We start from the raw sequence: 24,775 nt of genomic DNA, 5'->3' as shown, positions 1-24,775 counted from the left end.
CTGCCTCGGGAGCGCCCGCATGCGCCGTCCTCGTCTGTCCGTGCGCCGTCATCACGGTGTGCGCCGAGCCATCGCCCTCGTCGCCGCGCTCACGCTCGCGGTGACCACCGCGATCGTTGGCCCCGCCAGTCCCGCCAGCGCCGCACCGCGGTTCCGGGTGCTGGTGTTCTCCAAGGTCACGAACTTCTATCACGACTCGATCCCGGCCGGGATCGCCGCTGTGCAGCAGCTCGGCGCGGCACACAACTTCGAGGTGGAGGCGACCACCGACGCCGCCGCGTTCACCGACGCCAACCTGGCGAGGTTCGACGCGCTGGTGTTCAACAACACCAACTCGACGCCGGAAGCGGGCGCGCTGCTCAACGCCGCCCAGCGCACCGCCCTGCAGAACTTCGTCCGGGCGGGCGGCGGCTGGGCCGGACTGCACGCGGCATCGGCGAGCGAGCGAGACTGGGCCTGGTACGACGGCCTGGTCGGCACGATCTTCGACGTACACCCTGATTTCACCTCGACCGGCGGCGTGTTCCCCGGGCGCATCAAGGTGCTCGACCGGGCGCACCCCTCGACGAAGAATCTGCCGGAGCTCTGGGAGCGCAGCGAGGAGTGGTACAACTGGCGCACCAATCCGACCGGCCGGGTGCACACGCTCGCGCAGATCAAGGTGCGCGACGGCATCAACGGGCTGGACGAGGGCGTCGACCACGCCTACTCGTGGTGCCAGAACTACGACGGCGGCCGGTCCTGGTTCACCGCCGGCGGACACTCGATCTCGTCATTCAGTGAGCCGTACTTCCTCGACCACCTTCGCTACGGGATCGAGTGGGCGGCCGGCGCGGTCGCCGGTGACTGCAGCGCCACGCAGAACAACAAGTTCCAGCGGGTGCCGCTGGTGACGCAGAACCTCGCCGACCCCTTCGAGTTGGCGGTCGCACCGGACCGTCGGGTCTTCTACATCCAGCGGACCGGCGCCGTGAAGGTGATCGACCAGAGCACGCTCGCGGTGACCACACTGATCGACTTCGCCTACACCCCGGCGCAGACCAGCCAGTCCGACGGGTTGCTCGGGCTCACCATCGACAACAACTTCGCGACCAACAACTGGCTCTATCTACTGTGGTCTGACAAGACACTCAACCAGCTCAACCTCTCCCGGTTCACGGTGACCGGGTCGACGATCGCGCTCAGCTCGGAGAAACGGCTGCTCACCATCCCGACGCTGCGCGGCGAGGCACGGGCCAACTCGCACATGGGCGGCTCGATCGCGATGGGCAAGGACGGCAACCTCTACGCGGGGATCGGCGACAACACCGACCCGTTCGAGTCGAGCGGGTACGCCCCGATCGACGAGCGCTCCGGGCGCCGGGCCTTCGACGCGCAGGGCACCTCCGGCAACACCAACGACCTGCGCGGCAAGATCCTGCGAATCCGGCCGCAGGCGGACGGCACCTACACGGTGCCGTCGGGCAACCTGTTCGCGCCGGGTACGGCCCGTACCCGCTCCGAGATCTACGCGATGGGGATGCGCAACCCCTTCCGGATCACCGTCGACCCGCACACCAACGCGGTGCTGGTCGCCGACTACGGACCCGACGCGACGGCGGCCAACGCCAACCGCGGCCCCGAGGGGACGGTCGAGTTCAACCGGATCACCAGCGCCGGCAACCACGGCTGGCCGTACTGCGTCGGCAACAACACCCCGTTCAACGACTACAACTTCGCGACCTCGACGTCCGGCCCGGTCTTCAACTGCGCCGCGCTGGTCAACAACTCGCCCAACAACACCGGCCTGACGAACCTGCCGGCCGCGCGCCCGGCGCTGGTCTGGTACGCCTACTCCGCCTCGACCCAGTTCCCCGAGGTGGGCACCGGCGGTGGCGGTCCGATGGGCGGCCCGGTCTACGACTACGACCCCGCCAACCCGCGCCTGACGAAGTTCCCCGAGTACTTCGAGAACAAATGGATCGCGTACGAGCTGACCCGCAAGTGGTGGAAGACCCTGTCGATCAACCAGACCGCACAGACGTTCAGCAACTCGCGGTTCGGCCCGACCAGCGTCGGCGGGCTCCAGTCGATCAACACGATCTTCACCGGCATGAGCTGGATCCAGCCGTTCGAGGCGGAGTTCGGGCCGGACGGCTCGCTCTACGTCATGGACTTCGGCGCCGGCTCGGGCAGCGGACGCGGCGGCACCAACGAGGGTGCCGGCATCTACCGCATCGACTACGTCGCCAACGGCGTGCCACCGGTCGCGGTCATGACCGCGAACCGCGACTCGGGCGCCGCGCCACTGGCGGTGACGTTCTCCAGCGCGGGCTCGTCCGGGGCCATCAGCTACGCCTGGGACTTCGACGGCAACGGCACCACCGACTCGACCGCCGCCAACCCGTCGTTCACCTACCCGACCAGGGGCCGCTACAACGCGCGTCTCACGGTCACCGGCGCCGGCGGGCTCACCGCGCTCGCCACCACGGAGATCACCGTCGGCAACACCCGGCCCACCGTCACGATCAACATCCCTGCCGGCGGTTTCTTCGAGTTCGGCGACCGGATCCCGTACACGGTCACGGTCACCGATCCCGAGGACACGACCATCGACTGCAACCGCGTCGTCGTGCAGACACTGCTCGGGCACGACGCGCACGCCCACCCGCTGGACAACTACGTCGGCTGCTCCGGCACGCTGATCACGGAGTCGGGCGGCGGCGACGGGCACGGCCCAGGCGCGAACCTCTACCAGTTGGTCAGCGCGCAATACACCGACGCGGGCGCGACCGGCGGCATTCCGGCGTTGACCGGCTCGACCCAGATCGCGTTGCAGCCACGCAGCATGGAGGCCGAGAACTTCGACGGACAGTCCGGGGTGAGCATCCTGGACCGACCCGCGGCCCAGGCCGGCCGGCGACTCGGCGACCTCGACAACGGCGACTGGATCAACCTGGGCCCGGTCAACCTGACCGCCATCAGCGGGGTCACCGTGGGCGCGTCCTCGGGCGGAACGGGCGGCACGATCGAGTTCCGCGCCGGGTCACCGACGGGCACGCTGATCGGCACGGCAACGATCAATCCCACTGGTGGGTACGACAACCTGATCTCGCCCACGATCACCTTGACCAACCCCGGTGGAACGTTCCCGCTCTATCTGCGGTTCGTGAAGGCCGGCCAGACGGGCGACCCGGACATCATGGCGCTGGACTGGCTGCGGTTCAACGGGCGAGGTGTCAAGGCCGAGACCGGGGCGACGCTCAGCATTGGCGCCACTCCGGCGACCGGTGCGCGACCGCTTACGGTGGCGTTCACGAGCACGTCAACACCACCACCGGGCCGCACCATCGTGGACCGGGAGTGGAAATTCGGCGACAACACCACGTCCGTACATGCTGCGACGGCCAGCCACGTCTACTCCCGCGCAGGCACCTACACGGCCTGGATGACCCTGACCGACAGCGCCGGCGCCACCCACTCGAGCAGCGTGACGATCACGGTGACCTGAGGGAGCCAGGGCCCGGGCTGACCTGACGGTCAACCGGGCCCTGGTAGCGGCCCTGCGCGCCCGGTCGACCATGAATCACGCTGGCGGCCATCTGCAAGAGTGGTCGCGAATGGGGGTGGCATATGGACAAAGAAGGAGTGGCCGAGGAGGCAATTGCCGCAGCCGCTGCTCGCGTTGCCTCGATCGTCGAGCACAGGTCTGGGTCATCGTTTGTCCTCCTTCTTCAGTTAGCCGACCGCCACTTCGCTGATCCAGGGTTCGAGGATGTGCTCGGCCGGTATCTCCGCGAGAACCAAGACTTGGTCGAGCGCTGGGACACCTGGAGCGGGGACCAGCGGTGGACTCCTAGCGTGTACATAGAAGGAACTGAAGTGGGCTGGTACAGCGGGGTGCGGAGCAACGTGCGAGTTCACCCGGACCGTGGGACCGCGGCAGCCGACTTCATTTCGCGGCTGGCTCGATGGTTGTCGAGGCGCGAGGTGGTCAAGGTCGAGGCATAGCCTCGGCAGCATGCTGACATTGGGCGGTCGATGCGCGATGCTGTCGCTACCTTTCGATCGTTGCGGTGGGAGCTTGCTTTGGCGTGGTGGAAGAAGCAGGAGAAGTCCGAGCGCGTCCATGTGATGTATGTCCGCGACAAGGACAAATATCCGCCCTTCTTCTGGGCTGCTTGCGATTGCGGCTGGTCCGGAGAGCAGCGGCCCGACGAGCCGAACGCCCAGGAAGCCGCCTTCGCCGACGCGCACGCGCACGCGGCGGTCCATGCGGAGATCTTGCCCATCGAGATCGTTCCGGACGTCATGTATCCCATCGACAAACCATGAGGCGTGCTCGTTCAGCCGCCGGCTAGTTCGGCGAAGATCTCCAGCAGTTCAGGTCGGTCGAATACGTGCGGGGAATCCGGCCCCAGGTGTCCGCGTCGCCGCGGGCATCCGCCAAGGGAATGCTGGCGGGCTCGTCGGGCTCGAGCATGTTGAGCTGCCGCCGCGCCGCCTCGTCGGTGAAGTCGCCGGCCAGGCACTGCCTGATGCCGTCGAACACGGATTGGTCTGCCGAGCGCCAGTTGATCCGGGCCACCCCCAGGACCGCCGGGTCGGCGACCAGGGCCCGGGTCACCAGCAGGAGACTGGCGTGACGCTCGAAGGATGGCGACTCGCACAACAGAACCAGATCCTCGACAGTGGACGGTGTCCGCTGCTGGCGACGATTCCGGCGGAGACGGCGGCAGACCTGGACGGACTGTTCGAGTACGGTCTCGCCCGCCATCTCGACGGCTTCGCCGTGTTGGTGGAACACTCCTAGCTCCGCGAGTCGCGCGCTTTGGAGGTCACGTCGTTGCACACCGCCGTCGAACAGCGACTGATCGCGGCCGTCGGCGCGGGCGACCTGCTGGATCTGGCGGGCGACGGGCCGGTCGACGAGGCGGCGATGCACTCGTGGGGCGCGGAACGCACGATCTCCGCCGAGGTGATCCGCGAGCTCGTCCGCGGCCGCCTGGCGGGCGATCCGGACCCACACGGCATAAGGCTGCGCGGAGCGCGGATCGCCGGCCGGATCGACCTGGAGAACATCACCAGCGACGTCGCCGTCGAACTGCGGGACTGTCTGCTGCCGGACGGCCTGACTCTCCAGAACGCCCAACTGCGGGCGGTCGCCCTGGTCGGATGCCGCATCGAGCAGACGGTCGAGGCCACCCGGCTCACCGCGCGGACGTCGTTCTCGTTGAGCGGGAGCACCGTGACCGGCGCGGTGCGACTGCTCGCTGCCCACGTCGGCACCCTGGACTGCGGTGGTGCGCGGCTGGAGAGCGACGAGGGGCCGGCCCTCGACGCCGACGGTCTCCGCACCGACCAGAGTGTGTTCCTGCGCAACGGTTTCAGCGCGGTCAGCGGCAGCGAGCGCGGCACGGTCCGGTTGCTCGGTGCCGAGATCGCCGGCCAGCTCAACTGTCGCGGGGCGCGGATGGAGAACAGCGCCGGCGCGGCACTGGACATCGGCAATGCCAGAGTCTCGCGGGAGGTGCTGCTCAGCGACGGCTTCACCGCCGTCGCCGCCGCCGCGGAGGGTGCTATCCGGCTGATCGGCGCCCAGCTCGGCGCGTTGAGCTGTGGCGGGGCGCGGATCGCGAACGACAGCGGCCCGGCGATCGTCGGTGACGGCCTCCACATCGACCGGGACCTGGCCCTGGACTGGGGCTTCCGCGCCACCGGCGCTGGCGACCGGGCCGTGGTCGAGCTGCCCTTCGTGCGCGTCGGTGGGTCGCTCGCCCTGGAAATCGACGGGATCACGAGCGTCGACCTGGACGGCCTGACCTACACCGGGCTGCCGTGGCCGACGTCGGCGCGGCGCTGGCTGACCCTGCTCCGCGATCACACCCCCGGTTACAGCGCGCAGGCCTACCAGCAGCTCGCCGGCGCGTACCGCACCGCCGGGCACGACCGCGACGCCCGCGCCATTCTCATCGCCCAACGGCGTGACCAGATCCAGCGGGCCGGGCTGTCGCGCTCGGAACGGGCCTGGAGTCGGGTCACCGGCTTCACCCTGGGCTACGGCTACCAGCCCTGGCGGGCCCTGCTCCTGCTGCTCGCCACGCTCGCCGCCGCGGTCGTGCTCAGCGTCGTCGGCGGCCACCACGGCGGCCTCGCCCAGAAGCCGGGGACCGCCGCCTGCTCGACCGTCGACCAGATCGGCGTCGGCCTCGACCTGGGCACCCCGCTGCTCAAGACCGGCGCCCGCGACCGCTGCCAACCCACCGCCACCGCCACCGGCCAGACCCTCACTGTCGCAGGCTGGTTGCTCCAGTTGTTCGCGTGGACCTTCGCGACCCTGTTCATCGCGGGCTTCACCAGCGCGGTACGCAAGACCTGACCACTGGCCACATGAGACACCCCTGGTAATCAACCCCTTGGTCCGGTACACCTTTGGCCATGACGCCAGCGCTGGAGATCGACGGGTTGACCAAGCGGTTCGGCGAAAAGCTCGCCGTCGACGCGATCGATCTGCGCGTTCCTCAAGGATCCTTCTTCGGGCTCGTCGGCCAGAACGGCGCCGGCAAGACGACGACGCTGTCGATGGCGGTCGGGCTGTTGCGCCCCGACAGCGGCAGTGCCCGGATCTTCGGCGAAGACGTCTGGTCCGCGCCCGACCGGGCCAAGGCGCTGGTCGGGGTGCTGCCCGACGGGCTGGCGATGCCGGAGCGGCTGACCGGGCGCGAGGTGCTCACGTACCTGGGCCTGCTGCGTGGCCTGCCCCGTGACGTCGTGGTCGGGCGCACCGACGAGCTGTTGGCCGTGCTCGAGCTCGACGGCGCCGACCAGACGCTGGTCATCGAGTACTCGACGGGCATGCGCAAGAAGATCGGCCTGGCCACCGCGCTGCTGCACGCGCCGCGGCTGCTGGTTCTCGACGAGCCGTTCGAGGCCGTCGACCCGGTGTCCGCCGCCACGATAAAGACGATTCTCCGCGGTTTCGTCGTGGGTGGCGGCTCGGTCGTGCTGTCCAGCCACGTGATGGCGCTGGTGGAGCAGCTCTGCGACCACGTGGCGGTGATCGACCAGGGCACGGTGGCCGCCGCCGGCACGCTGGACGAGGTGCGCGGCGAGCGCTCGCTCGAGGACACCTTCGTCGCGCTGGTCGGCGACGAGGACGGCGGCGTGAAGGAGCTGTCATGGCTGTCGCGGTGACGATGGCCGCGATGAAGGTCGCGGCGCTCCGGCACTCCCTGCGCGGGACGCGGGCCCAGCTTGCCGGCACCGGCGCGGCTCTGGGCGCGGTGCTCGCCGGCGGCACGCTCTACCTTGCCTTCGGCGACCTCGACCTGCTGGCCGCGGCGTACGCGGTGTGGTTGCTCGGTTGGCTCCTCGGCCCGGTCTTCATGGGCGGGGGCGACGAGACCCTGCGGCCGGAGTACTTCTCCCTGCTCGGCCTGAAACCCCGCGAGCTGGCCACCGGCCTCCTGTTCGCCGCGTTCGTGGGCCTCGCCCCGCTCGTCAGCATCGTCGCGCTGACCGGGCTGGTGATCGCCGGCGTCCGGCTCGGTCCCGGCAACGCGCTGGTCGCGGTGCCGGCGATGCTGCTCCAGCTCGCGGTGTTCGTCCTACTGTCCAAAGTGGGCGTCGCACTGGTGGGCCTGGGCCTGCGCAGCCGGCTCGGCGCGATCGGGACCGGCCTGGTCAACGGGACGATCCTGGCCGGCCTCGGCCAGATCTGGGTGGTCTTCTGGGCCCTGGGTCAGACCGGCATCCCGACGGCGGTCGCCTATCTGCCGTCCGGCTGGGGGCTGCTGGCCGTACGCGGCGTGTGGTGGGCCATTCCCGCCCTGGTCGCCCTGGTGCTGGTGCTGTTGGGTGCGTGGGCCGCGCTGCTGACGAGGCGGCTGGGCGCCACCCGGACGTCCGGCAGCGGCCGCCGCCCGATCCGGGCCGCCTCTCCCGGCGGCGCGATCGTCGCCAAGGAGCTGCGCACCTGGTCACGCGACCTGGTCCGGAACTACCAACTCACCTTCGCGCTGGCGTACGGCGTCGGCTTCGCGGCCAGCCCCCTGCTGATCGGGTGGAACGGCATGCTGCCGTACGCGGGGCCGATCTTCGTCGTGATGGCCGCGGGGCTGGCCGCCAACATGTACGGCACCGACGGCACCGCCCTCTGGCTGACCCTGATGACCCCGGGCGCCCGCGACGTGCGCGGCCGGCAGCTCGCGTGGCTTTCGGTGCACGCGCCGATCGCGATCGTGCTGACCGTGGTGTGCACCGCGATCACGGGTGGTCCCTGGCCGCTGATCCTGGCTCTGCTGCCGGCCCTGCTGGGCGGCGCGGTCGGCCTCGTGCCGTTGATCTCCGTGTACGGTCTGGTGCCCGGCACCGACCCGCACCGCCGGGCCAACAACCCGCTGCGGACGAGCGAGGACGACGGCGGGCTGACCGGTCAGGCGTACGCGGCCCTCGCCGCCGTGGCCGCCACCGCCGTGCCCGCGGCGCTGGCCGCACAGTGGTTCGGCTGGGCCGGCCCGGCGATCGGCGTCGCGACCGGGCTGCTGAGCTGGTGGGGTTTCGGCGCCCTGGCCGAGCGACGGCTGCACAGCCACGGGCCGGAGCTGCTCAACGAGATGCGCACGGGCCGCAAGGCGACCGGCGCCAGGTCCATCCAGACGCGCTTCGACCAGCTACCCACCGGGCGCAAGGCGATCGCCTGGTGGTGCTTCGGTTTCGGCGCGATCCCGCTGTTCCCACAGGGCGTCGTCGCGGCCGTCTTCGTGGCCAACGGCATGACGCGGCAGTCGTGGTTCCTGGCCACCTACGTGTCGCCGGGGCTGCGCTATCCGGTCGCGATCGGCTTCGCCGTGCTCGGGGTGGCGATGTACGCCGGCGGCACCTGGCTGGTCCTGCCGAAGCGCACGAAGCGTCAGGGCAGCCGGCCGACGCCTCCGACCGAGGCGCTCTGAGACGGAGTGTCCTCGAAGTTGCTCGGGTCCGCCGGATCCGGGCGCCACTGCGGCACCCACACCACGCCCGGCGAAGCGAGCTCGAGGCCCTCGAAGAACCGCGTGACCTCGTCGCGCGTACGCGGGAAGAGCTGGCTCGAGGTGTTGCGCTTGTAGAGGTCCTTGGCGTCTTCGAGTTGCGTCGCGCGCTCGGGCATGCCCTCGATCGAACCGTGTGACACCACCAGGTGGCTGCCGGACGGCAGGGCTTCGAGCAGGGTGCGGACGACGCCGAACGCGACCTCGTCGTCGGGCACGAAGTGCAGCACCGCGCACAACAGCAGGCCGACCGGCCGGTCGAAGTCGATCGTCTCCCGCACCTGCGGGTGGTCGAGGATCGATTTCGGGTCGCGCAGGTCGGCGTTGATCGCCGTGGCGTCGGCGTTGTTCCTCAGCAGGTCGAGGCTCTCCGACACCGCCACCGGGTCGATGTCGACGTAGACCACTTTGGCGCCGGGGGTGACCTGCTGCACCACGTCGTGGACGTTGCCCTCGGTGGGGATGCCCGAACCGATGTCGAGGAACTGGGTCAACCCGGCGTTGGCGACGTGCCGCGCCGCCCGGCGCAGGAAGGCCCGGTTGTCGCGGGCAGCGGACCGCACCATCGGGAACATCTCGATCATCTTCTGGCCGGCCTGCTGGTCGGCCGGGAAGTTGAAGGTGCCGCCCAGGATGTAGTCGTAGATCCGGGCCGCTGTGGCCGGCTTCGATCCACGATCTGGTGGAGCCTCGACCACGTCACATCCTCCGCTCGGACCCGCAACGCCGTAGGCGTCCACTATGCACTAACGGTGCATCATTGCGCTGCCCCGAGGAGTCGTATACGACTGGATGGCGGTGACCGCGGCACCCCTGGCCCACTCGTCGAACCCGCCGGGGTGGATCTCCACCCGCACCGGGTCGGCGGCCGGGTCGCGGTCAGCGGCCAGACCCGCGGCGAGCGCGTCCGACGCCACCGACGCCAACTCGACCCCGTCGCCGGAGAGCACCACCGTCGGCACCATGGTCAGGTTGGCGATCATCGCGACCAGTCGCCCCAGCGCCCGCCCGGCGTCGTCGACCACGCGCACGGCCACGGGGTCACCCGCGGAGGCCAGGTCCAGGCATTCGGCGTACGTGCTGACACCGCCCCGGCCGACCGCGACCGCGTCCCGGATCTTGCCGCTGGCCAGCATCGCCTCGGCGCAGCCCCGGTGGCCGCGGGCACAGAGCGGGCCGAGCGGGTCGAGGCAGAGGTGGGCGACGAGGCCGACGCCGGCGTCGTCGCTGTCCACCAGGCGGTCGTGCACGACCAGGCCGTAGCCGATCCCCACGCCGACCGTGACCAGCGCGAACCGGTCGGCGCCGCGGGCCGCGCCGAACCAGTGCGTCGCCCGGGCCAGGGCCAGCACGTCGTTGTCGACCACGGTGGGCGCACCCGTCGCGGCGGTGACCAGCCCGCCGAGGTCGACCGGACCGGCCCAGCCCAGATAGGGGGCCGCGGTCACGATCCGGTGGTCGGCGGCCCGGCCTCCGAGGCTGACCCCGACGCCGGCCAGCGGCGCGTCGCCGGCGACGCGGGAGACCAGGTCGGCCACGCTGGCCACGACCTCGGCCGGCGACTTGCCCCGCAGCGGACCGTCCACCTTGGCCAGCACCGTGGAACGCAGATCGGCCAGCACGGCGTACCCGTGTGATGCGGTGAGTTTGACCCCGGCGAAGCGGTGACCGGCGGCGACCACGTCGAGCGGGGTGGACGGCCGGCCGATGCCGCCGTCGCGGCCCGGCCCGACCGGCACGACCAGGCCGCCGGCCAGCAGGGGCGTGACCAGCCGGGTCACGCTGCCGGCGGAGAGGCCGAGCCGGCGGGCCAATGCGGAACGCGACAGGGGGCCGTGCCGGAGCAACTCGACGGCGGCGGTGCGGGTCGCGGGCGTCAGCGACGGCCAGCCGGTTGAACCGTTGAGCACCCGGTCATGATGCCAGCCGGTCAGTTATTTGTGCATTCAAACTTATGAGCCCGCCTGATCCGCCACTTCCGGCATATCGACAGGGGTTGACCCCGGAGTTACTTGCAGCGTAGAAGTAACTCAATGGTGACGCCCGTCACTATCCCGGAGGTGGTGTGCCCATGGCCCGCCGCATCAACCGCGCCGTCGCCTGTCTCGTCACCGTCGCCCTGCTCGGCGGTTGCGGCGTGTTCGGCGACGACGACGGCCGCACCTCGCTCGACTTCTTCCAGTTCAAGCCCGAGGCGATCCAGACGTTCGACAAGCTGATCGCCGACTTCGAGCGGCTGCACCCCGACATCCACGTCGTGCAGAACCACGTGCCCGACGCCGACACCGCGATCCGCACCCGGCTGGTCCGTGACGACATCCCCGACGTCCTGACGCTCAACGCCAACGCGTCGTTCGGCGAGCTCGCCCGCGCCGGCGTGTTCTACGACTTCTCCGGCGAAGCGGTCACCGGCACCGTCACGCCGGCCATCCTCGACATCATCAACGCGCTCGGCACCGGCGGGCCGGGCGAGGTCAACGGACTGCCGTTCGCCAACAACGCCAACGGCGTGATCTACAACAAGGACCTCTTCGCGCGGTACGACGTGCGGGTCCCGACCACCTGGCCGGAGCTGATCACCGCCGCGGAGACGTTCAAGGCGGCCGGGGTCACCCCGTTCTACGCGACCCTCAAGGACTCCTGGACGGCGCTGCCCTCGTTCAACGTGCTCGCGGCCAACCTGCCGCCGGACGACTTCTGGGAGCGGCTGCGGGCCGGCGACACGAGCTTCGCCGCCGGCTACGGCACGGTCGCGGAACGGTTCCAACAGCTCTTCTCGTACGCGCAGCAGGACAAGCTGTCGCGCGGCTACAACGACGGCAACCAGGCGTTCGCCGAGGGCAAGACGGCCATGTACCTCCAGGGAAGCTGGGCCATCCCGACGATCCGCACGTTCAAGCCGGCGTTCGACATCGGCGTCTTCCCCATGCCGATGGACTCGGCGGGCGACACCCGGCTCGTGTCCGGTGTGGACGTCGCGATCACGCTCGGGCGCGACCCGGCGAAGAAGGACGCCGCGATGACGTTCGTCAACTACCTGATGCAGCCTTCGGTCGTCGAGGCGTACGCGGCCGAACAGAGTGCGGTCCCGACGCTCAAGGGCCTGGAGCCGGCCGACGACGCGCTCAAGGACCTCGTGCCCGTGTTCGCCGCGGGCCAGGTCACCGGGTTCGCCGACCACCAGGTCCCGCCGGCGATCCCCCTGCCGCAGATCTGCCAACAGTTCCTGATCGACGGCAACCGGGCGGCGTTCCTGGCGTCGCTGGACGACGAGTGGGACAAGTTCGCGCGGCGGCGCAACTGAGGAGGCGACATGCAGCGCACCAACCGCACCTTCTACTGGATGGTCGTACCCGCCTTCGTGCTGTTCTTCGTGTTCCACACGATCCCGGTGCTCCAGGGCGTCTTCTACAGCTTCACCGACTATGCCGGCTACGGCGACTGGAGCTTCATCGGGTTCGAGAACTACGCCAACATCTTCGCCGACGAGCGGATCCGCGACTCGTACCTGTTCACGTTCCAGTTCGCGCTCCTGTCGACCGTGCTGGTCAACATCATCGCGCTGGCGATCGCGGTCGGGCTCAACGCGCGGATCAAGTTCCGCACCACGCTGCGCGGGATCTTCTTCCTGCCCAACGTGATGGCCATCCTCGTGGTGGGCTACATCTTCAACTACCTGTTCAGCTACACGGTCCCCTACCTCGGGCAGAAGCTGGGCAGTGCGACGTTCTCGACCAGCATCCTGGCCAACGAGGACCTGGCGTGGCTCGCGATCGTGCTGTTCGCGGTGTGGAACGCCACCGCGTTCGCGGTGATCCTCTACCTGGCCGGCCTGCAGACCATCCCGACCGAGTTGTACGAGGCGGCGTCGATCGACGGCGCCGGCTCCTGGCGGAAGTTCCGGCAGATCACGTTCCCGCTGATCGCCGCCTTCTTCACGATCAACATGGTGCTGTCGCTGAAGAACTTCCTGAACGTGTTCGACCACATCATCCCGCTGACCAACGGCGGGCCGGGCACCGCGACAGAGTCGATCTCCCTGGTCATCTACCGGGGCGGCTTCCAGGGCGGCGACTTCGCGTACCAGACCGCCAATGCCGTGGTGTTCTTCATCGTCATCGTGGCGTTCTCGCTGTTCCAGCTCCGCATCCTGATGCGCCGGGAGGTGCAGGCCTGATGGCTGTGTTCGGTCTCGCGCGCCGGGAAACCTTCAAGGTCAACTGGTGGTTGACCGCGCTGATGTGCGTGCTGTCTTTGACGGTGCTGATCCCGCTCTACTTCGCTGTGGTCACGGCTTTGAAGACCCCCGACGAGCTTTCCGGGTCGGGTTTCGGGTTGCCCGCCGATCCGCGGTGGGCCAACTTCGCCGAGGCCTGGGACCTGACCAACTTCCCGCGGGCGGCCCTCAACAGCGCGCTGATCACCGTGGGCGCGGTGGTGCTGACGCTGGTGACCAACTCGATGGTGGCGTACGCGATCAGCCGCAACATGCACCGGCGCCGCTTCAAAATCCTGTTCTTCTACTTCGTCTCGGCGCTGTTCGTGCCGTTCCCGATCATCATGCTGCCCGTGGTGAAGCAGACCTCGCTGCTGTTCATGGACAACCAGGTCGGATTGATCTTCTTGTACGTGGTGTACGGGCTCGCGCTCAACGTCTTCATCTACGTCGGCTACCTCAACTCGATACCGCGGGAGCTGGAAGAGGCGGCGATGACCGAGGGGGCGAGCGTCTGGACGACGTTCTGGCGGATCATCTTCCCGCTGCTAGCGCCGATCAACGCCACGGTCGGCATTCTGACCTGCCTGTGGGCCTGGAACGACTTCCTGCTGCCGCTGGTGGTGCTGTCGTCGCCGTCGGCGCAGACGCTGCCGCTGGTCCAGTACGTCTTCCAGGGTCAGTTCAGCACGAACTACACCCTGGCGTTCGCGTCGTACCTGATGGCCCTGGCCCCCATGGTCCTGGTCTACCTGGTAGCCCAACGCTGGGTGATCTCCGGAGTGATGCGCGGCTCGGTGAAGTAAGCGGACCGATGCGCAGGTCGCGCCGCAGGTGACGGCCGGTGTGCGAGAGTGGGTCATGCCCGACGGGAGCCCCGTGCTCGCCGAGGACGCGTTGCTCGGAATGCTCGTCTCGTTCTGGCAACTGGTCATCGGCCTCTGTGTCCTGCTCGCGCTGGGCGCCGCCGCCTACCGCCTGGCGGCGCGCGGCCCGTCGCGCATGACCACGGCCATGCTCGTCACCGGCGCCGCGGTCGTCGGCATCGCGGTCCTGAGCTACCTGGCCGGCGGCTTCTGACCGACCACCGTGGGCACGGCCTCTGCCGCAGGCGGGTCAGCCTACGAACGCGAACCCGCAGCCTCCGCCGCGGGCCTGGCGTCAGCCAACGGCACATCGCGCCTTCACCCGGACACCAACGTCGAGCCGCATCGTCGGACAGGCAGGTGGCAGGTCCACCAACCTCGGCCGCAGGCCGCCTTGGCCGGGGCCGCCTTACCCGCAAGCCGACAAGCACATCGCGCCGAGCGGCGGACCGGTCAAGCCACCCGTCCGGACACAAGCACCGCCGCAGTCGGCAGCGCCAGTCGCCCGTCGGCCTCCGTGAACGGTGCCGTGAGCCGGTCGAACTCCGACCGCACCCGTGCCCGTGTCGACGCGTCCTGCGCGGCCAGCACCGCCCCGGTCGCGCCTATCCCAGCCGCCGGACCGTTCCACCACGCCTCGGGATCGGTCGTGTGGATCCACGAGATCTCCGTCCCCTCGACGTCCGCGAATCCACCGCGGCGGAGCATAGAGCTCAACCCCTCGACACTCCGCGGGAAGTCGGCGGCAGCATCGACGCGCGGCAGGTCAGGCGGCCGCACCACCGAGGCGGCGGCGAAGATGTCGGCCCAGAGGCGTTGCGCGACCGGCTGCGGATGCGGCCAGATCGTCACCGCGACCCTCCCACCCGGCCGCACCACCCGGCCCAGCTCCGCCACCGCCGCCAGCGGATCGCCCACGTGGTTGACCACGAAGTTGGCCACAGCAGCGTCAAACCTGTCGGCCTCGAAGGGCAGCCCAGGCAGAGAAGCCAAACGGACATCCGGCAGCCGGCCAGCAGCCAACGCGACCATGCTCGGCTCGGCGTCGACGGCGACTACGACCGCCCCGCGCGAGACCGCCAACGACGCGACCGTCCCGGACCCCGTGCCGACATCGAGGACAGCGACACCGGACGCCACCCCAGCAGCGTCCAACAAGGCGACAGCCGGCCCCGCGCACAGCGCCGCAAGGGTGTCCCGGTAAACCTCAGCCCGGCCGGCCCACTGAGCGCGCTCGTGCGCGTCGAAGCTCAACCGACGCTGAACGGCCGCGTGTTCGCCAACGACGGCAACTCACGCCGGATCCGCGCCAACCGGGACAGGTCGAGATCAGCCACGACCACCGTCACCTCGTCGGGTGCCTGCGCCACCACGGTGCCCCACGGATCAATGATCATCGAGCGGCCGAAGCACGAACGACCGGGCTCGTGGTCGCCGATCTGGCTCGCCGCGACGACGTAGCACTGGTTCTCGATCGCCCGGGCGCGCAGCAGCACTTCCCAGTGATCACGCCCCGTGTGCAGCATGAACGCCGCCGGCACCACGAGGACCTGGGCCGCGCTTTCGACCGCCAGCGACTGGTACAAAGACGGGAACCGCAGGTCGTAGCAGATCGTCAGGCCGAACGGCACGCCTTCGACGGTGGCTACCGACGTGGTCGACCCAGGCGCGATCGTCGCCGACTCCAGATAGGAGACGCGACCCGGGATGTCCACGTCGTACAGGTGGATCTTCCGGTAGGTCGCCGCCAGCGTGCCGGAGCGGTCGAACAGCAGAGACGTGTTGTACGAATGGGAAGGCGTAGGCCCGACCTCGTGGAACGACCCCGCGTGCACCCACATCCCGAGGTCCCGCGCGGCGGCCGCGAAGAACGACCCGTACTCACCGTCGACGGGCTCAGGCGGCGGGACCGACGGCCCGAGGTAATCGGTGTATTCCGGCAGCACGGCGACGTCGGCGCCGAGCGCGGCGGCCCGCTCCAGCAGGGAACGGGCCACCTTCAGGTTGTCGGCGCGGTTGTCCCGCGCGTTGAGCTGGCAGACCGCGACGCGCATCGCGTCAGGCCGACTTTTCCTCGCGGTCCCGCCGGCGCCGGCCGGCGAACTCGCGGGGCACGATCGTCGGGTTGACCCGTTCCATGACCACCGCGCGGGTGATCAGGACGCGGGCGGCGTCGGGGTTGCTGGGCACCTCGTACATCACCGAGAGGAGGACCTCTTCGAGGATGGCCCGCAGGCCGCGGGCGCCGGTGCCGCGGAGCATGGCCTGGTCGGCGATGGCCTCCAGGGCAGGCGGGTCGAACTCGAGCTCGACGCCGTCGAGCTCGAAGAGCCGTTGGTATTGCCGGACCAGCGCGTTGCGCGGCTCGGTGAGGATCTTGACCAGCGCCTCGCGGTCGAGTGACCGGACGTTGGTGATCACCGGGAGTCGGCCGATGAACTCGGGGATCAGCCCGAACTTGAGCATGTCTTCGGGCATGACCTGGCTGAACACGTCGTCCGTCGACCGCTCGGACACCGCGCGTAGTCGGGCGCCGAAGCCGGTGCCGCCCTGGCCGGTGCGGGACTCGATGATCCGGTCGAGCCCGGCGAACGCGCCACCGCAGATGAACAGCACGTTGGTGGTGTCGATCTGGATGAACTCCTGGTGCGGGTGCTTGCGACCGCCCTGGGGCGGAACGTTGGCGACCGTACCTTCGAGGATCTTGAGCAGGGCCTGCTGGACACCCTCGCCGGAGACGTCGCGGGTGATCGACGGGTTCTCCGACTTGCGCGCGATCTTGTCGACCTCATCGATGTAGATGATGCCGGTCTCGGCGCGCTTGATGTCGTAGTCGGCCGCCTGGATCAGCTTGAGGAGGATGTTCTCGACATCCTCACCGACGTAGCCGGCCTCGGTCAGCGCGGTGGCGTCGGCGATCGCGAACGGCACGTTGAGCATCCGGGCCAGGGTCTGCGCCAGGTGGGTCTTACCGCAGCCCGTGGGGCCGATGAGCATGATGTTGGACTTGGCCACCTCGACCTGGTCGTTGCCCGACCCGGAGTGTGACTCGGCCTGGATCCGCTTGTAGTGGTTGTAGACCGCGACCGACAGGGCCTTCTTCGCCTGGTCCTGGCCCACCACGTAGCCGTTGAGGAACTGGTAGATCTCCATCGGCTTGGGAAGCTCTTCCCACTTCACCTCGCCGGACTCAGCCAGCTCCTCTTCGATGATCTCGTTGCAGAGGTCGATGCACTCGTCGCAGATATAGACCCCTGGGCCCGCGATGAGCTTCTTGACCTGCTTCTGCGACTTGCCACAGAAGGAGCACTTGAGTAGGTCGCCACCGTCGCCGATCCGTGCCACCTACGTTCTCCCTGCGCTCGTCGGCCGCGGCGGAACCGCCTCCGGGTTGTGTGCAAACTCGACGTTACCCGCTAGGGGCGTTATCTCCGACCCCCAAAATGGGTGTGTCAGGGAACGGCCACTGTAACCAAGCTGGCCGATCCCCGACACTCTGCCATCTCAGCCAGCGGCAGCGGCCGCCAGCAGGCCCTTCTTGCGGCTGGTGAGAATCGTGTCGACCAGCCCGTACTCGCGCGCTTCCTCGGCCGTCATGATCTTGTCACGATCGACGTCGCGGGAAACCTGCTCGCGCGCCCGGCCGGAGTGCCGGGAGATGATCTCCTCCATCTGGGACCGCATGCGCAGGATCTCGCGCGCCTGGATCTCGATGTCGGAGCCCTGCCCGTAACCGCCCTCGGTGGCCGGCTGGTGGATGATGATCCGCGAGTTCGGGAGCGCCATCCGCTTGCCCGGCGTGCCGGCACCCAGCAGCACGGCGGCGGCCGAGGCCGCCTGACCGAGGCAGACCGTCTGGATGTCCGGACGGACGTATTGCATGGTGTCGTAGATCGCCGTCATCGCCGTGAACGAGCCACCGGGCGAGTTGATGTACATGATGATGTCGCGGTCCGGGTCGGTGCCCTCGAGCGTCAGCAACTGCGCCATCACGTCGTTGGCCGACGCGTCGTCGACCTGGACGCCGAGGAAGATGATCCGGTCCTCGAACAACTTGTTGTACGGGTTCGACTCCTTGATCCCGTACGAGGTGCGCTCGACGAACGAGGGCAGCACGTAGCGGTTGTGCACCGGAGCGAACTGCGGAGGCAGCGTCAGATCAGTCATGGTGGCCTCCTCAGCCCAGAGTCCCGGCGCCTTCCGGAACCTGTGCGGCTCCGGTGATCACCTTGTCGATGAATCCGTAGTCCTTGGCCTCCTGGGCCGTGAACCAACGGTCACGGTCGGAGTCGGCCTCGATCTGGTCCTGGCCCTGGCCGGTGTGGTGCGCGACCCGCTCCTGGAACATCCGCTTGGTGTAGAGCATCTGCTCGGCCTGGATCGCGATGTCGGACGCGGTGCCGCCCATGCCGCCGGACGGCTGGTGCATCATGATCCGCGCGTGCGGCAGGGCGTAGCGCTTGCCCTTGGTGCCCGCGCAGAGCAGGAGCTGGCCCATCGACGCGGCCATGCCCATGGCGACCGTGGACACGTCGTTGTCGATGAACTGCATCGTGTCGTAGATCGCCATGCCGGAGTAGACCGAGCCACCCGGCGAGTTGATCCACAGGTTGATGTCGCGGCTCGGGTCCTCCGCGGCCAGCAGCAGCAACTGTGCACAGATGCGGTTGGCCACCTGGTCGGTAACCTCACTGCCGAGGAAGATGATGCGTTCCTTGAGCAGCCGGTTGTAGACCGAGTCGTCGAGCCCGCCGGCGAGCTGGTCGCCGCGCGCCTCGTGCGCCCGGATGGGCGTCGCTGGAATATGCAGATCGGTCATGGCAGCCTCTCGCTCGTTTCCGTTCTACGCCCGACATTAACCGCAACCTGAGGCACTGACTTCCCGCCTGAGACGGTGTTCGCTCAGAGCGCAGGCGGGCCTCAGTGGTTGTGCTCGGTGACCTCGCGCACCGCGTCCAGGCTGATCGCGTTGCCGGCGGTGTCGGAGATCTTGACCCGCTCCATCACCAGGGTGAGCGCCTTGCCCCGCCGCACGTCGCCGAACACCGCACCCGCGGCGCCCGAGCGGACGAGCTGGTCGTAGTACTGCTGCGGCTGCATCCCGGCCCGCTGCGCGCGGTGCATGATCTCGTGACCGAACTCGTCGTCGGAGACCTGCACGTCCTCGGCGTCCGCCAGGGTGTCGAGCACGAGCTGGATCTTGACGCCCTCGGTGGCCGCCTCGGTCAGCTCGGTGTCGATCTGCTCCTCGGTCTTGTCCTCGGCCGCGAGGTACTCCTCGAACGAGGCGCCGATCCGCTCGAGCTGGTCGGCCATCGCCTGCTTGCGGTGGTCGACCTCCTCCTTGACGACGCCCTCGGGCGCCGGCACCTCGGCGGAAGCCACGAGCTGCTCCAGCGCCTTGTCACGGGCGGCGTAGATCTGCTCGGCCTGCTTGGCCTGGGTGACCCGCTTGCGCAGGTCCTCGCGCAGCTCGTCGAGGGTGTCGAACTCGCTGGCGAGCTGGGCGAACTCGTCGTCCAACTCGGGAAGCTGCTTCTCCTTGACGGTGCGCACGGTGACCGCCACGTCGGCGTCGCGACCGGCGAAGTCACCGCCGACCAACTGCGTGCTGAACGAGGTGTCCGCGTCGGCGGCCAGGCCGACCAGGACCTCGTCGAGCCCGGGGAGGAGCTGCTTGCTGCCGACCTCGTGCGAGATGTTGGTCGCGGAACCGCCCGGCACCTCTTCGCCGTCGACGGTGGCCTTCATGTCGATCTGCACGTAGTCGCCCTCCTGGGCGGCCCGCTCGACCGTCTTGAGCGTCGCGAACCGCTCGCGCAGCGCCTTGATCTGGTCGTCGATCTCGTTGTCGCCGATCGCCAGCTCGTCGACCGTGACCTCGATGGTCGTCAGGTCGGGCAGGTTGATCTCCGGACGGACGTCGATCTCCGCGGTGAACTTCAGCGGCTCTCCGTCACCGAACTCGGTGATCTCCACCTCGGGGCGACCGAGCGTCTTGACCTCGTGCTCGCGGACCGCGGCGACGATGTTCTCGGGGATCGCCTCCTGCACGGCCTCGTTGAGCACGGCGCCCCGGCCGACCCGCTGGTCGATCACCGCGGACGGCACTTTGCCCTTGCGGAAGCCTGGCACGGTCACCTGCTGGGCGATCTCCCGGTACGCCTTGCGCAGGCTCGGCTCGAGCTCGACGAACGGCACCTCGATGGCGAGCCGCACCCGGGTCGGGCTCAGGGTCTCCACGGTGCTCTTCACAGGCGTACTCCTCGACATGTCTTTATGGGGTGATCAGCCCCGAGTGTAGGCGCGCGCGCGCCGGCCGCCGCAGGCACCGGCCTCGGTGATCACAGTCGGGGTGGCGGGATTTGAACCCACGGCCCCTCGCTCCCAAAGCGAGTGCGCTACCAAGCTGCGCCACACCCCGTGGCGAACCGAAGTCTATGCGGTACCGGCGCACCGTCCGCGCCCGGCGTCCCATTCCCGCACGGTGGGTGACGGATAAACCGGACAAAGCATATTGCCCGGGTCCGCGACGGTCCAGACCGTCGCTCCCGCCGGGCACCGCTCGCTTCGCTTCACTGCCAGGGTGACCGCAAGGCGTTTGGCTGCGCCAGCAGCCAGACGGCTGAGGACGGGCGGGAATCTGGCGTCACTTCGGCGACCTTTTCTGCCGGGTAACCCGGTTAGGATGCGCGGAAATAGGCCGGGAGGAGGCGGAGCCATGCGCATTTTGCTCGTCGAGGACGACCTACGGGTGGCGTCCGTCATGAAGTCGATGCTGGTCCGCCGCGGCTACCAGGTCGAGCACGCGGCCACCGCCAAGGCCGCGGTCGAGGCCGCACCCTGTGACCTGGTGCTGCTCGACCTCAGCCTGCCCGACGGCGACGGCATCGACGTGTGCCGTGCGTTGCGCACCCGCGACGACAACCTGGCGATCATCGCCGTGACCGCCCGGTCCGACGAGCGCGACAAGGTCAACGGCTTCCGGGTCGGCGCCGACGACTACGTGGTCAAGCCGTTCTCGATGGCCGAGCTCCAGCTCCGCATCGAGGCCCTGCTGCGCCGGGCCGCCCGCGGGGTGGCCGCGCGCCAGACCCGCGAGATCGGCCCGCTGCGGATCGACTTCACCGCGCGCGAGGTCAGCATCGACGCCAAGCCGATCGCGCTGACCCGCAAGGAGTTCGACATCCTGGCCTCGTTGGCCCGCCAGCCCGGCGTGGCGGTCACCCGCGAGCGGATCCTGCTCGACGTCTGGCAGACCACCTGGTCGGGCCGGCACACGCTGGAGGTGCACGTGGCCTCGCTGCGGGCCAAGCTCGGCCAGCCCGACCTGGTCCGCACCGTGCGCGGCGTCGGCTACCGGCTACAGGCCGAGTGACGTGCGGCGCCGGCTCGTCACGACGTACCTGCTGCTGCTCTGTCTGGTGCTGTTGGCACTGGAGGTGCCGCTGGCGCTGGTGATGAGCGGGCGCACCACCCAGGCGCTGCTGGCCGACCGGCTGGCCGACGCGACCCGGTTCGCGGCGCTGGCCGCGCCGGCGATCCGCGGCGGCGATCTCGCCCCGGTCGCGGCGGAGCTGGGGCGCTACCACGAGCTCTACGGGATCGACGTGATCGTCGTCGACCAGAACCGGCACGTGGTGAACGCGGCCGGACCACATCCCGGCCCGGACGCCGACCCGGTCATCCGCGGCGCGCTGGCCGGCCGGCAGATGAGCTCGCCGACCAACGTCTGGCCCTGGCAGGAGAGCCAACTCCTGGTCGCGGTGCCGATCTACGAAGGCGGCGCGGTGCTCGGCGGGATCCTGACGGTCTCGTCGACCGAGCGGGCGCGCGGCTCGATGCTGTTCGCCTGGGCCATGCTCGGCATCGTCGGGCTGGTCGCGCTGGTGGGCTCGTTGGTGGCCGCGGTCCGGCTGGCCCGCTGGGTGCTCCGGCCCGTCTTCTCGCTGGACACCGCCGTACACGAGATCACCGCCGGCGACAGCACCGCGCGGGTGCCGCACGCGCTCGGGCCACCGGAGCTGCGCCGGTTGACCACCAGCTTCAACGAGATGGCCGACACGGTCACCGACGCCCTCGAACGGCAGCGGCTGTTCGTCGCGCACGCCAGCCACCAGCTCCGCAACCCGTTGACCGTGCTGCGGCTGCGGGTCGAGGGCCTGGGCGACATGCTGCCGACCGAGGCCCGCCCCGAGCACCATCTGGCCCTGGAGGAGTCCGACCGGCTGGCCCGGGTGCTCGACAGCCTCCTGGCGCTGGCCCGCGCGGAGTGGGACGGCCGGCCGCCGGTCATCGTCGACGCGGGCGAGCTCGTGGCGGCGCGGGTCGAGGCCTGGCTGCCGCTCGCGGTGCAACGCGGCGTGGCCCTGACAGCGTCGGTGCCCGTCTCCCGCGTTTTCGCCGAGGCGGCGGACACGGCGCTCGACCAGGCACTCGACGCGCTGATCGACAACGGGCTGAAGTTCGCCGGCGCGGGCGGGCACGTGGAGGTGTCGGTCAGCACGCTGCCCGGCCGGGTCGTGGTCACCGTCCGCGACAACGGCCCCGGGATGACCGCCGCGGAGTGCCGGCTGGCGACCCGACGGTTCTGGCGCGCGCCCAACACCCAGAACGTCGATGGTGCCGGCCTCGGCCTGTCGATCGCCACGGTGCTGATCGAGGCGTCGGGCGGGTCGCTGGTGCTGGCCCCGCTCGAACCGCACGGCCTGGAGGCCCGGGTGCGGCTACGGCTTCACCGAGCGGAAGTAGCGGGCGGCGCCCGGGTGTAGGGGCACCGGCATCGTGCCGATCGCCGAGCGGACGTCGAACCGCTCCCCCGCCGGGTGCGCGCGGGCCAGCGCCTCGTGCCGCTCCATCAGGAGTCTCGTCAGCTCGTACGCGATGTCGTCGGGCATCTCGGTCGGCACCACGAGGAAGTTCGGCACCGCGAGGGTGCTGACCGCCGGCAGGTCGTAGACGGAGTCGTTGACCTCGCGCCGGACGTACACGGCCGAATGGGCCTTTCTCATCGGCTCGACCCATTTGCCGAGGTCGACGATCCGGATGCCCAGGCTGTTGTTGAGATCCTCGATCGCCTTGACGGGCAGCCCGCCGGAGAAGAAGAACGCGTCGATCCGCCCGTCGGCCAGCGCGGCGGCCGATTCGTCGAGACCCCATTTCTGCGGCTGGATCGCGTGTTTCAGGCCGGCAACCTCGAGCAGCCGCCCGACTGTGATCTCGGTGCCGGAGCCCGACGCACCGGTGGCGACCCTCCGGCCTTTCAGGTCCTCGAGCGTCTTGATGGTCGAGTTGGTCGGCACGACCAGATGCAGCAGGTCCTCGTAGACACGGGCCAGCGCCCGCACCCGCGGGTCCGGGGGCGCGTCACCGGTGACCAGGATGTCGGCCTGGGTGAACCCGATCTCGGCGCCCCCGTTCTCGACGAGCCGCACGTTCTCCGCCGAAGCAGCGGTGACCAGCACCTGAGCGTCGGTGTCGGCGAGGTTGTCGTCGACGAGCTGACCGAGCGCGCGCCCGAAGGCGTAGTAGACGGCGGTCGGGCTGCCGGTCGCGATCCGGATGTGCGTGACCGAGGGGTTGCCCTCCGCATAGACACCGGTGGCGACGAGCAGCAGCACGAGCACGGCCAGCCCGGCCGTCTCGACTCTCGTTCGCCTCCGCCTCCGCACGGAGCGCAAGTTTTCCTCAAGTAAGGGGCCAGCGCATCCCCCTGAAAGGCCGGACCGGCCACCCTGAACCTGGGAGGCGATGACGATGGCCATACAGCGGGACAGCACCGGGGACGCGGCCATGCGCTCACTGCCCTCGATCTTCGAGGCGGCCTGCCTGATCCGGTGCACAGGGGTAGGTCGATCCCCAGGAGCACGGCCGCTCGGCCACGATTTCGGACCTGGGTCCGGGCCGGCACCCGGACCCACGTCCGGCAGCGCCATCGGGACGCTGACACCAGGAGCGTCCTTCCTGTCGGGGGGCGACACGGCGCTGCCGGGCCCGAGCGCCGCGCCGGCTTACACCGGCGCGGCGCTCCGGGCAGGCGGGGTCGCCGTCCTGGCCGAGTTCAACCAGCCGGAGGCCGCGGAACGGCTCTCCCGCCTGCTGGCGGACCTGGGCGTTGCCGCTTCCTGGGCGACGCTGGTGGGTGGCGGGCGGCGGCAGTACTTCGTGCACCGGGTGACCATCCCGGGCTCGTCGTGGGTGTCTACCGTCGGTCAGCTCGCGGCGGGGTGGCGGCAGGGGCGGCACTTCCTGCTCCGGACCGATCCGGTGGGTGCTTCGTCACCGCACAACGCGCGCCGGGAGGCATTGGCCCGCCGAGCGTGGCAGGCAGCGTCGCTGGCCGCCGGACGTCAACGCCGGGGCGGCCTGTTCGGGGTGCGGCTGGCTGACCAGGAGATGGCAGCGGTGCTGGTTCGAAGCGCACGCCTGCTGGGGGCGACGGCATCGATCCGGTCGCGGCCCGGGTGCCTACAGGTGTCGGTCACATCGGTGACGTCCGAGGCGGCCTTGCTGGAGATCACCACACCCCCACTCCGCGTGGCGTCGTGAGGTAGCCAGTACGCTGTCGGAGGTATCCGCGCGGGCGTAGCTCAATGGTAGAGCTTCAGTCTTCCAAACTGACGGTGCGGGTTCGATTCCCGTCGCCCGCTCTCCGCGCTTTTTGCCAGGTCAGACCTGTTGCTCGC

23 protein-coding genes and 2 tRNA genes are annotated in these 24,775 nt (G+C 69.4%); 14 read left to right on the top strand and 11 right to left on the bottom strand.

The annotated features are described in order from the left end of the window. The first annotated feature begins 19 nt into the window (after window positions 1–19). Both BLV39_RS09595 and BLV39_RS09585 read left to right on the top strand, forming a co-directional pair. Window positions 20–3,490, top strand: a complete 3,471-nt coding sequence (locus tag BLV39_RS09595; RefSeq protein ID WP_090789406.1) for a ThuA domain-containing protein — start codon at window positions 20–22, stop codon at window positions 3,488–3,490. 560 nt (window positions 3,491–4,050) lie between these two features. Further along, a complete protein-coding gene (locus BLV39_RS09585; protein WP_143049706.1) occupies window positions 4,051–4,314 on the top strand; it encodes a hypothetical protein in 264 nt (87 codons plus the stop codon). A gap of 22 nt (window positions 4,315–4,336) precedes the next feature. Here the strand turns inward: BLV39_RS09585 and BLV39_RS09580 are convergent, their stop codons facing one another. Continuing rightward, window positions 4,337–4,606 (bottom strand): hypothetical protein, encoded by a 270-nt coding sequence (locus BLV39_RS09580; protein ID WP_176984828.1) that lies wholly within the window; start codon window positions 4,604–4,606, stop codon window positions 4,337–4,339. A gap of 15 nt (window positions 4,607–4,621) precedes the next feature. On the opposite strand from BLV39_RS09580, the gene BLV39_RS42930 reads away from it, so the two are divergent. From BLV39_RS42930 to BLV39_RS09565, 4 genes are read left to right on the top strand one after another with little or no spacing between them, the layout of a single operon-like run. After that, window positions 4,622–4,792 carry a hypothetical protein gene (locus BLV39_RS42930; protein WP_176984827.1) on the top strand — a complete coding sequence of 57 codons (171 nt, stop codon included), beginning with the start codon at window positions 4,622–4,624 and terminating at the stop codon, window positions 4,790–4,792. A 33-nt stretch (window positions 4,793–4,825) separates the two neighbouring features. After that, complete coding sequence (locus BLV39_RS09575; RefSeq protein WP_143049705.1) at window positions 4,826–6,358, top strand: hypothetical protein; 1,533 nt, start codon at window positions 4,826–4,828, stop codon at window positions 6,356–6,358. Between the two features lie 59 nt (window positions 6,359–6,417). Further along, window positions 6,418–7,173, top strand: coding sequence for an ABC transporter ATP-binding protein (locus BLV39_RS09570; protein WP_176984826.1), 756 nt, complete (start codon window positions 6,418–6,420; stop codon window positions 7,171–7,173). Next, window positions 7,158–8,930 (top strand): hypothetical protein, encoded by a 1,773-nt coding sequence (locus tag BLV39_RS09565; RefSeq protein WP_090789395.1) that lies wholly within the window; start codon window positions 7,158–7,160, stop codon window positions 8,928–8,930. The genes BLV39_RS09570 and BLV39_RS09565 overlap by 16 nt, the downstream gene beginning before the upstream one ends. Here the strand turns inward: BLV39_RS09565 and BLV39_RS09560 are convergent. Both BLV39_RS09560 and BLV39_RS09555 read right to left on the bottom strand, forming a co-directional pair. Continuing rightward, window positions 8,891–9,706, bottom strand: coding sequence for an SAM-dependent methyltransferase (locus BLV39_RS09560; protein ID WP_090789393.1), 816 nt, complete (start codon window positions 9,704–9,706; stop codon window positions 8,891–8,893). The genes BLV39_RS09565 and BLV39_RS09560 overlap by 40 nt on opposite strands. Window positions 9,707–9,754: 48 nt before the next feature. After that, window positions 9,755–10,918 carry an ROK family transcriptional regulator gene (locus BLV39_RS09555; protein WP_090789391.1) on the bottom strand — a complete coding sequence of 388 codons (1,164 nt, stop codon included), beginning with the start codon at window positions 10,916–10,918 and terminating at the stop codon, window positions 9,755–9,757. A 161-nt stretch (window positions 10,919–11,079) separates the two neighbouring features. On the opposite strand from BLV39_RS09555, the gene BLV39_RS09550 reads away from it, so the two are divergent. Genes BLV39_RS09550 through BLV39_RS09535 form a run of 4 tightly spaced genes read left to right on the top strand, consistent with a single transcriptional unit; the run spans window position 11,080 to window position 14,304 of the window. Continuing rightward, on the top strand, window positions 11,080–12,312 hold the full coding sequence (locus BLV39_RS09550; RefSeq protein ID WP_090789389.1) for an ABC transporter substrate-binding protein: 1,233 nt from the start codon (window positions 11,080–11,082) through the stop codon (window positions 12,310–12,312). Between the two features lie 9 nt (window positions 12,313–12,321). Next, complete coding sequence (locus tag BLV39_RS09545; protein WP_090789386.1) at window positions 12,322–13,185, top strand: carbohydrate ABC transporter permease; 864 nt, start codon at window positions 12,322–12,324, stop codon at window positions 13,183–13,185. After that, window positions 13,185–14,030 (top strand): carbohydrate ABC transporter permease, encoded by an 846-nt coding sequence (locus BLV39_RS09540; protein WP_090789382.1) that lies wholly within the window; start codon window positions 13,185–13,187, stop codon window positions 14,028–14,030. The genes BLV39_RS09545 and BLV39_RS09540 overlap by 1 nt, the downstream gene beginning before the upstream one ends. Window positions 14,031–14,085: 55 nt before the next feature. Then, the gene (locus tag BLV39_RS09535) at window positions 14,086–14,304 is read left to right on the top strand and encodes a hypothetical protein (protein ID WP_090791314.1); all 219 of its coding nucleotides are present in this window, start codon (window positions 14,086–14,088) and stop codon (window positions 14,302–14,304) included. Window positions 14,305–14,543: 239 nt separating this feature from the next. On the opposite strand, the gene BLV39_RS09530 is transcribed toward BLV39_RS09535, so the two are convergent. The 7 genes from BLV39_RS09530 to BLV39_RS09500 all read right to left on the bottom strand — a co-directional run bounded on the left by BLV39_RS09530 (window position 14,544) and on the right by BLV39_RS09500 (window position 20,514). Further along, a complete protein-coding gene (locus tag BLV39_RS09530; protein ID WP_204082941.1) occupies window positions 14,544–15,230 on the bottom strand; it encodes a class I SAM-dependent methyltransferase in 687 nt (228 codons plus the stop codon). Window positions 15,231–15,340: 110 nt separating this feature from the next. Next, a complete protein-coding gene (locus BLV39_RS09525; RefSeq protein WP_090789378.1) occupies window positions 15,341–16,144 on the bottom strand; it encodes a carbon-nitrogen hydrolase family protein in 804 nt (267 codons plus the stop codon). 4 nt (window positions 16,145–16,148) lie between these two features. Then, window positions 16,149–17,435 carry an ATP-dependent Clp protease ATP-binding subunit ClpX gene (gene clpX, locus BLV39_RS09520; protein WP_090789376.1) on the bottom strand — a complete coding sequence of 429 codons (1,287 nt, stop codon included), beginning with the start codon at window positions 17,433–17,435 and terminating at the stop codon, window positions 16,149–16,151. Between the two features lie 159 nt (window positions 17,436–17,594). After that, window positions 17,595–18,257 (bottom strand): ATP-dependent Clp protease proteolytic subunit, encoded by a 663-nt coding sequence (locus BLV39_RS09515; RefSeq protein ID WP_090789374.1) that lies wholly within the window; start codon window positions 18,255–18,257, stop codon window positions 17,595–17,597. Between the two features lie 10 nt (window positions 18,258–18,267). Next, a complete protein-coding gene (locus BLV39_RS09510) occupies window positions 18,268–18,909 on the bottom strand; it encodes an ATP-dependent Clp protease proteolytic subunit (RefSeq protein WP_090789372.1) in 642 nt (213 codons plus the stop codon). Between the two features lie 101 nt (window positions 18,910–19,010). After that, window positions 19,011–20,345: a trigger factor gene (gene tig, locus BLV39_RS09505; RefSeq protein ID WP_090789370.1), complete on the bottom strand. Its 1,335-nt coding sequence runs from the start codon at window positions 20,343–20,345 to the stop codon at window positions 19,011–19,013. 95 nt (window positions 20,346–20,440) lie between these two features. Continuing rightward, a tRNA-Pro gene (locus tag BLV39_RS09500) sits at window positions 20,441–20,514 on the bottom strand. Between the two features lie 297 nt (window positions 20,515–20,811). Between BLV39_RS09500 and BLV39_RS09495 the strand changes: the two genes are divergently transcribed. Continuing rightward, window positions 20,812–21,468, top strand: a complete 657-nt coding sequence (locus BLV39_RS09495; protein ID WP_090789368.1) for a response regulator transcription factor — start codon at window positions 20,812–20,814, stop codon at window positions 21,466–21,468. Window position 21,469: 1 nt separating this feature from the next. Next, window positions 21,470–22,861, top strand: a complete 1,392-nt coding sequence (locus BLV39_RS09490; RefSeq protein ID WP_090789366.1) for a sensor histidine kinase — start codon at window positions 21,470–21,472, stop codon at window positions 22,859–22,861. Here the strand turns inward: BLV39_RS09490 and BLV39_RS09485 are convergent. Next, the gene (locus BLV39_RS09485) at window positions 22,817–23,761 is read right to left on the bottom strand and encodes a TAXI family TRAP transporter solute-binding subunit (protein ID WP_239083983.1); all 945 of its coding nucleotides are present in this window, start codon (window positions 23,759–23,761) and stop codon (window positions 22,817–22,819) included. The two genes, BLV39_RS09490 and BLV39_RS09485, sit on opposite strands and share 45 nt — an antisense overlap. 79 nt (window positions 23,762–23,840) lie before the next feature. Between BLV39_RS09485 and BLV39_RS09480 the strand changes: the two genes are divergently transcribed. Both BLV39_RS09480 and BLV39_RS09475 read left to right on the top strand, forming a co-directional pair. Further along, entirely contained in the window at window positions 23,841–24,638 is a 798-nt protein-coding gene (locus BLV39_RS09480; RefSeq protein ID WP_176984711.1) for a hypothetical protein, read from the top strand. Window positions 24,639–24,668: 30 nt separating this feature from the next. Then, window positions 24,669–24,739, top strand: a tRNA-Gly gene (locus BLV39_RS09475). The last annotated feature ends 36 nt before the right edge of the window (window positions 24,740–24,775 follow it).

The sequence above is a fragment of the Asanoa ishikariensis genome, from assembly GCF_900107455.1.
Classification (GTDB): domain Bacteria; phylum Actinomycetota; class Actinomycetes; order Mycobacteriales; family Micromonosporaceae; genus Asanoa; species Asanoa ishikariensis.
This window is presented reverse-complemented; position numbering and strand designations above follow the sequence as displayed.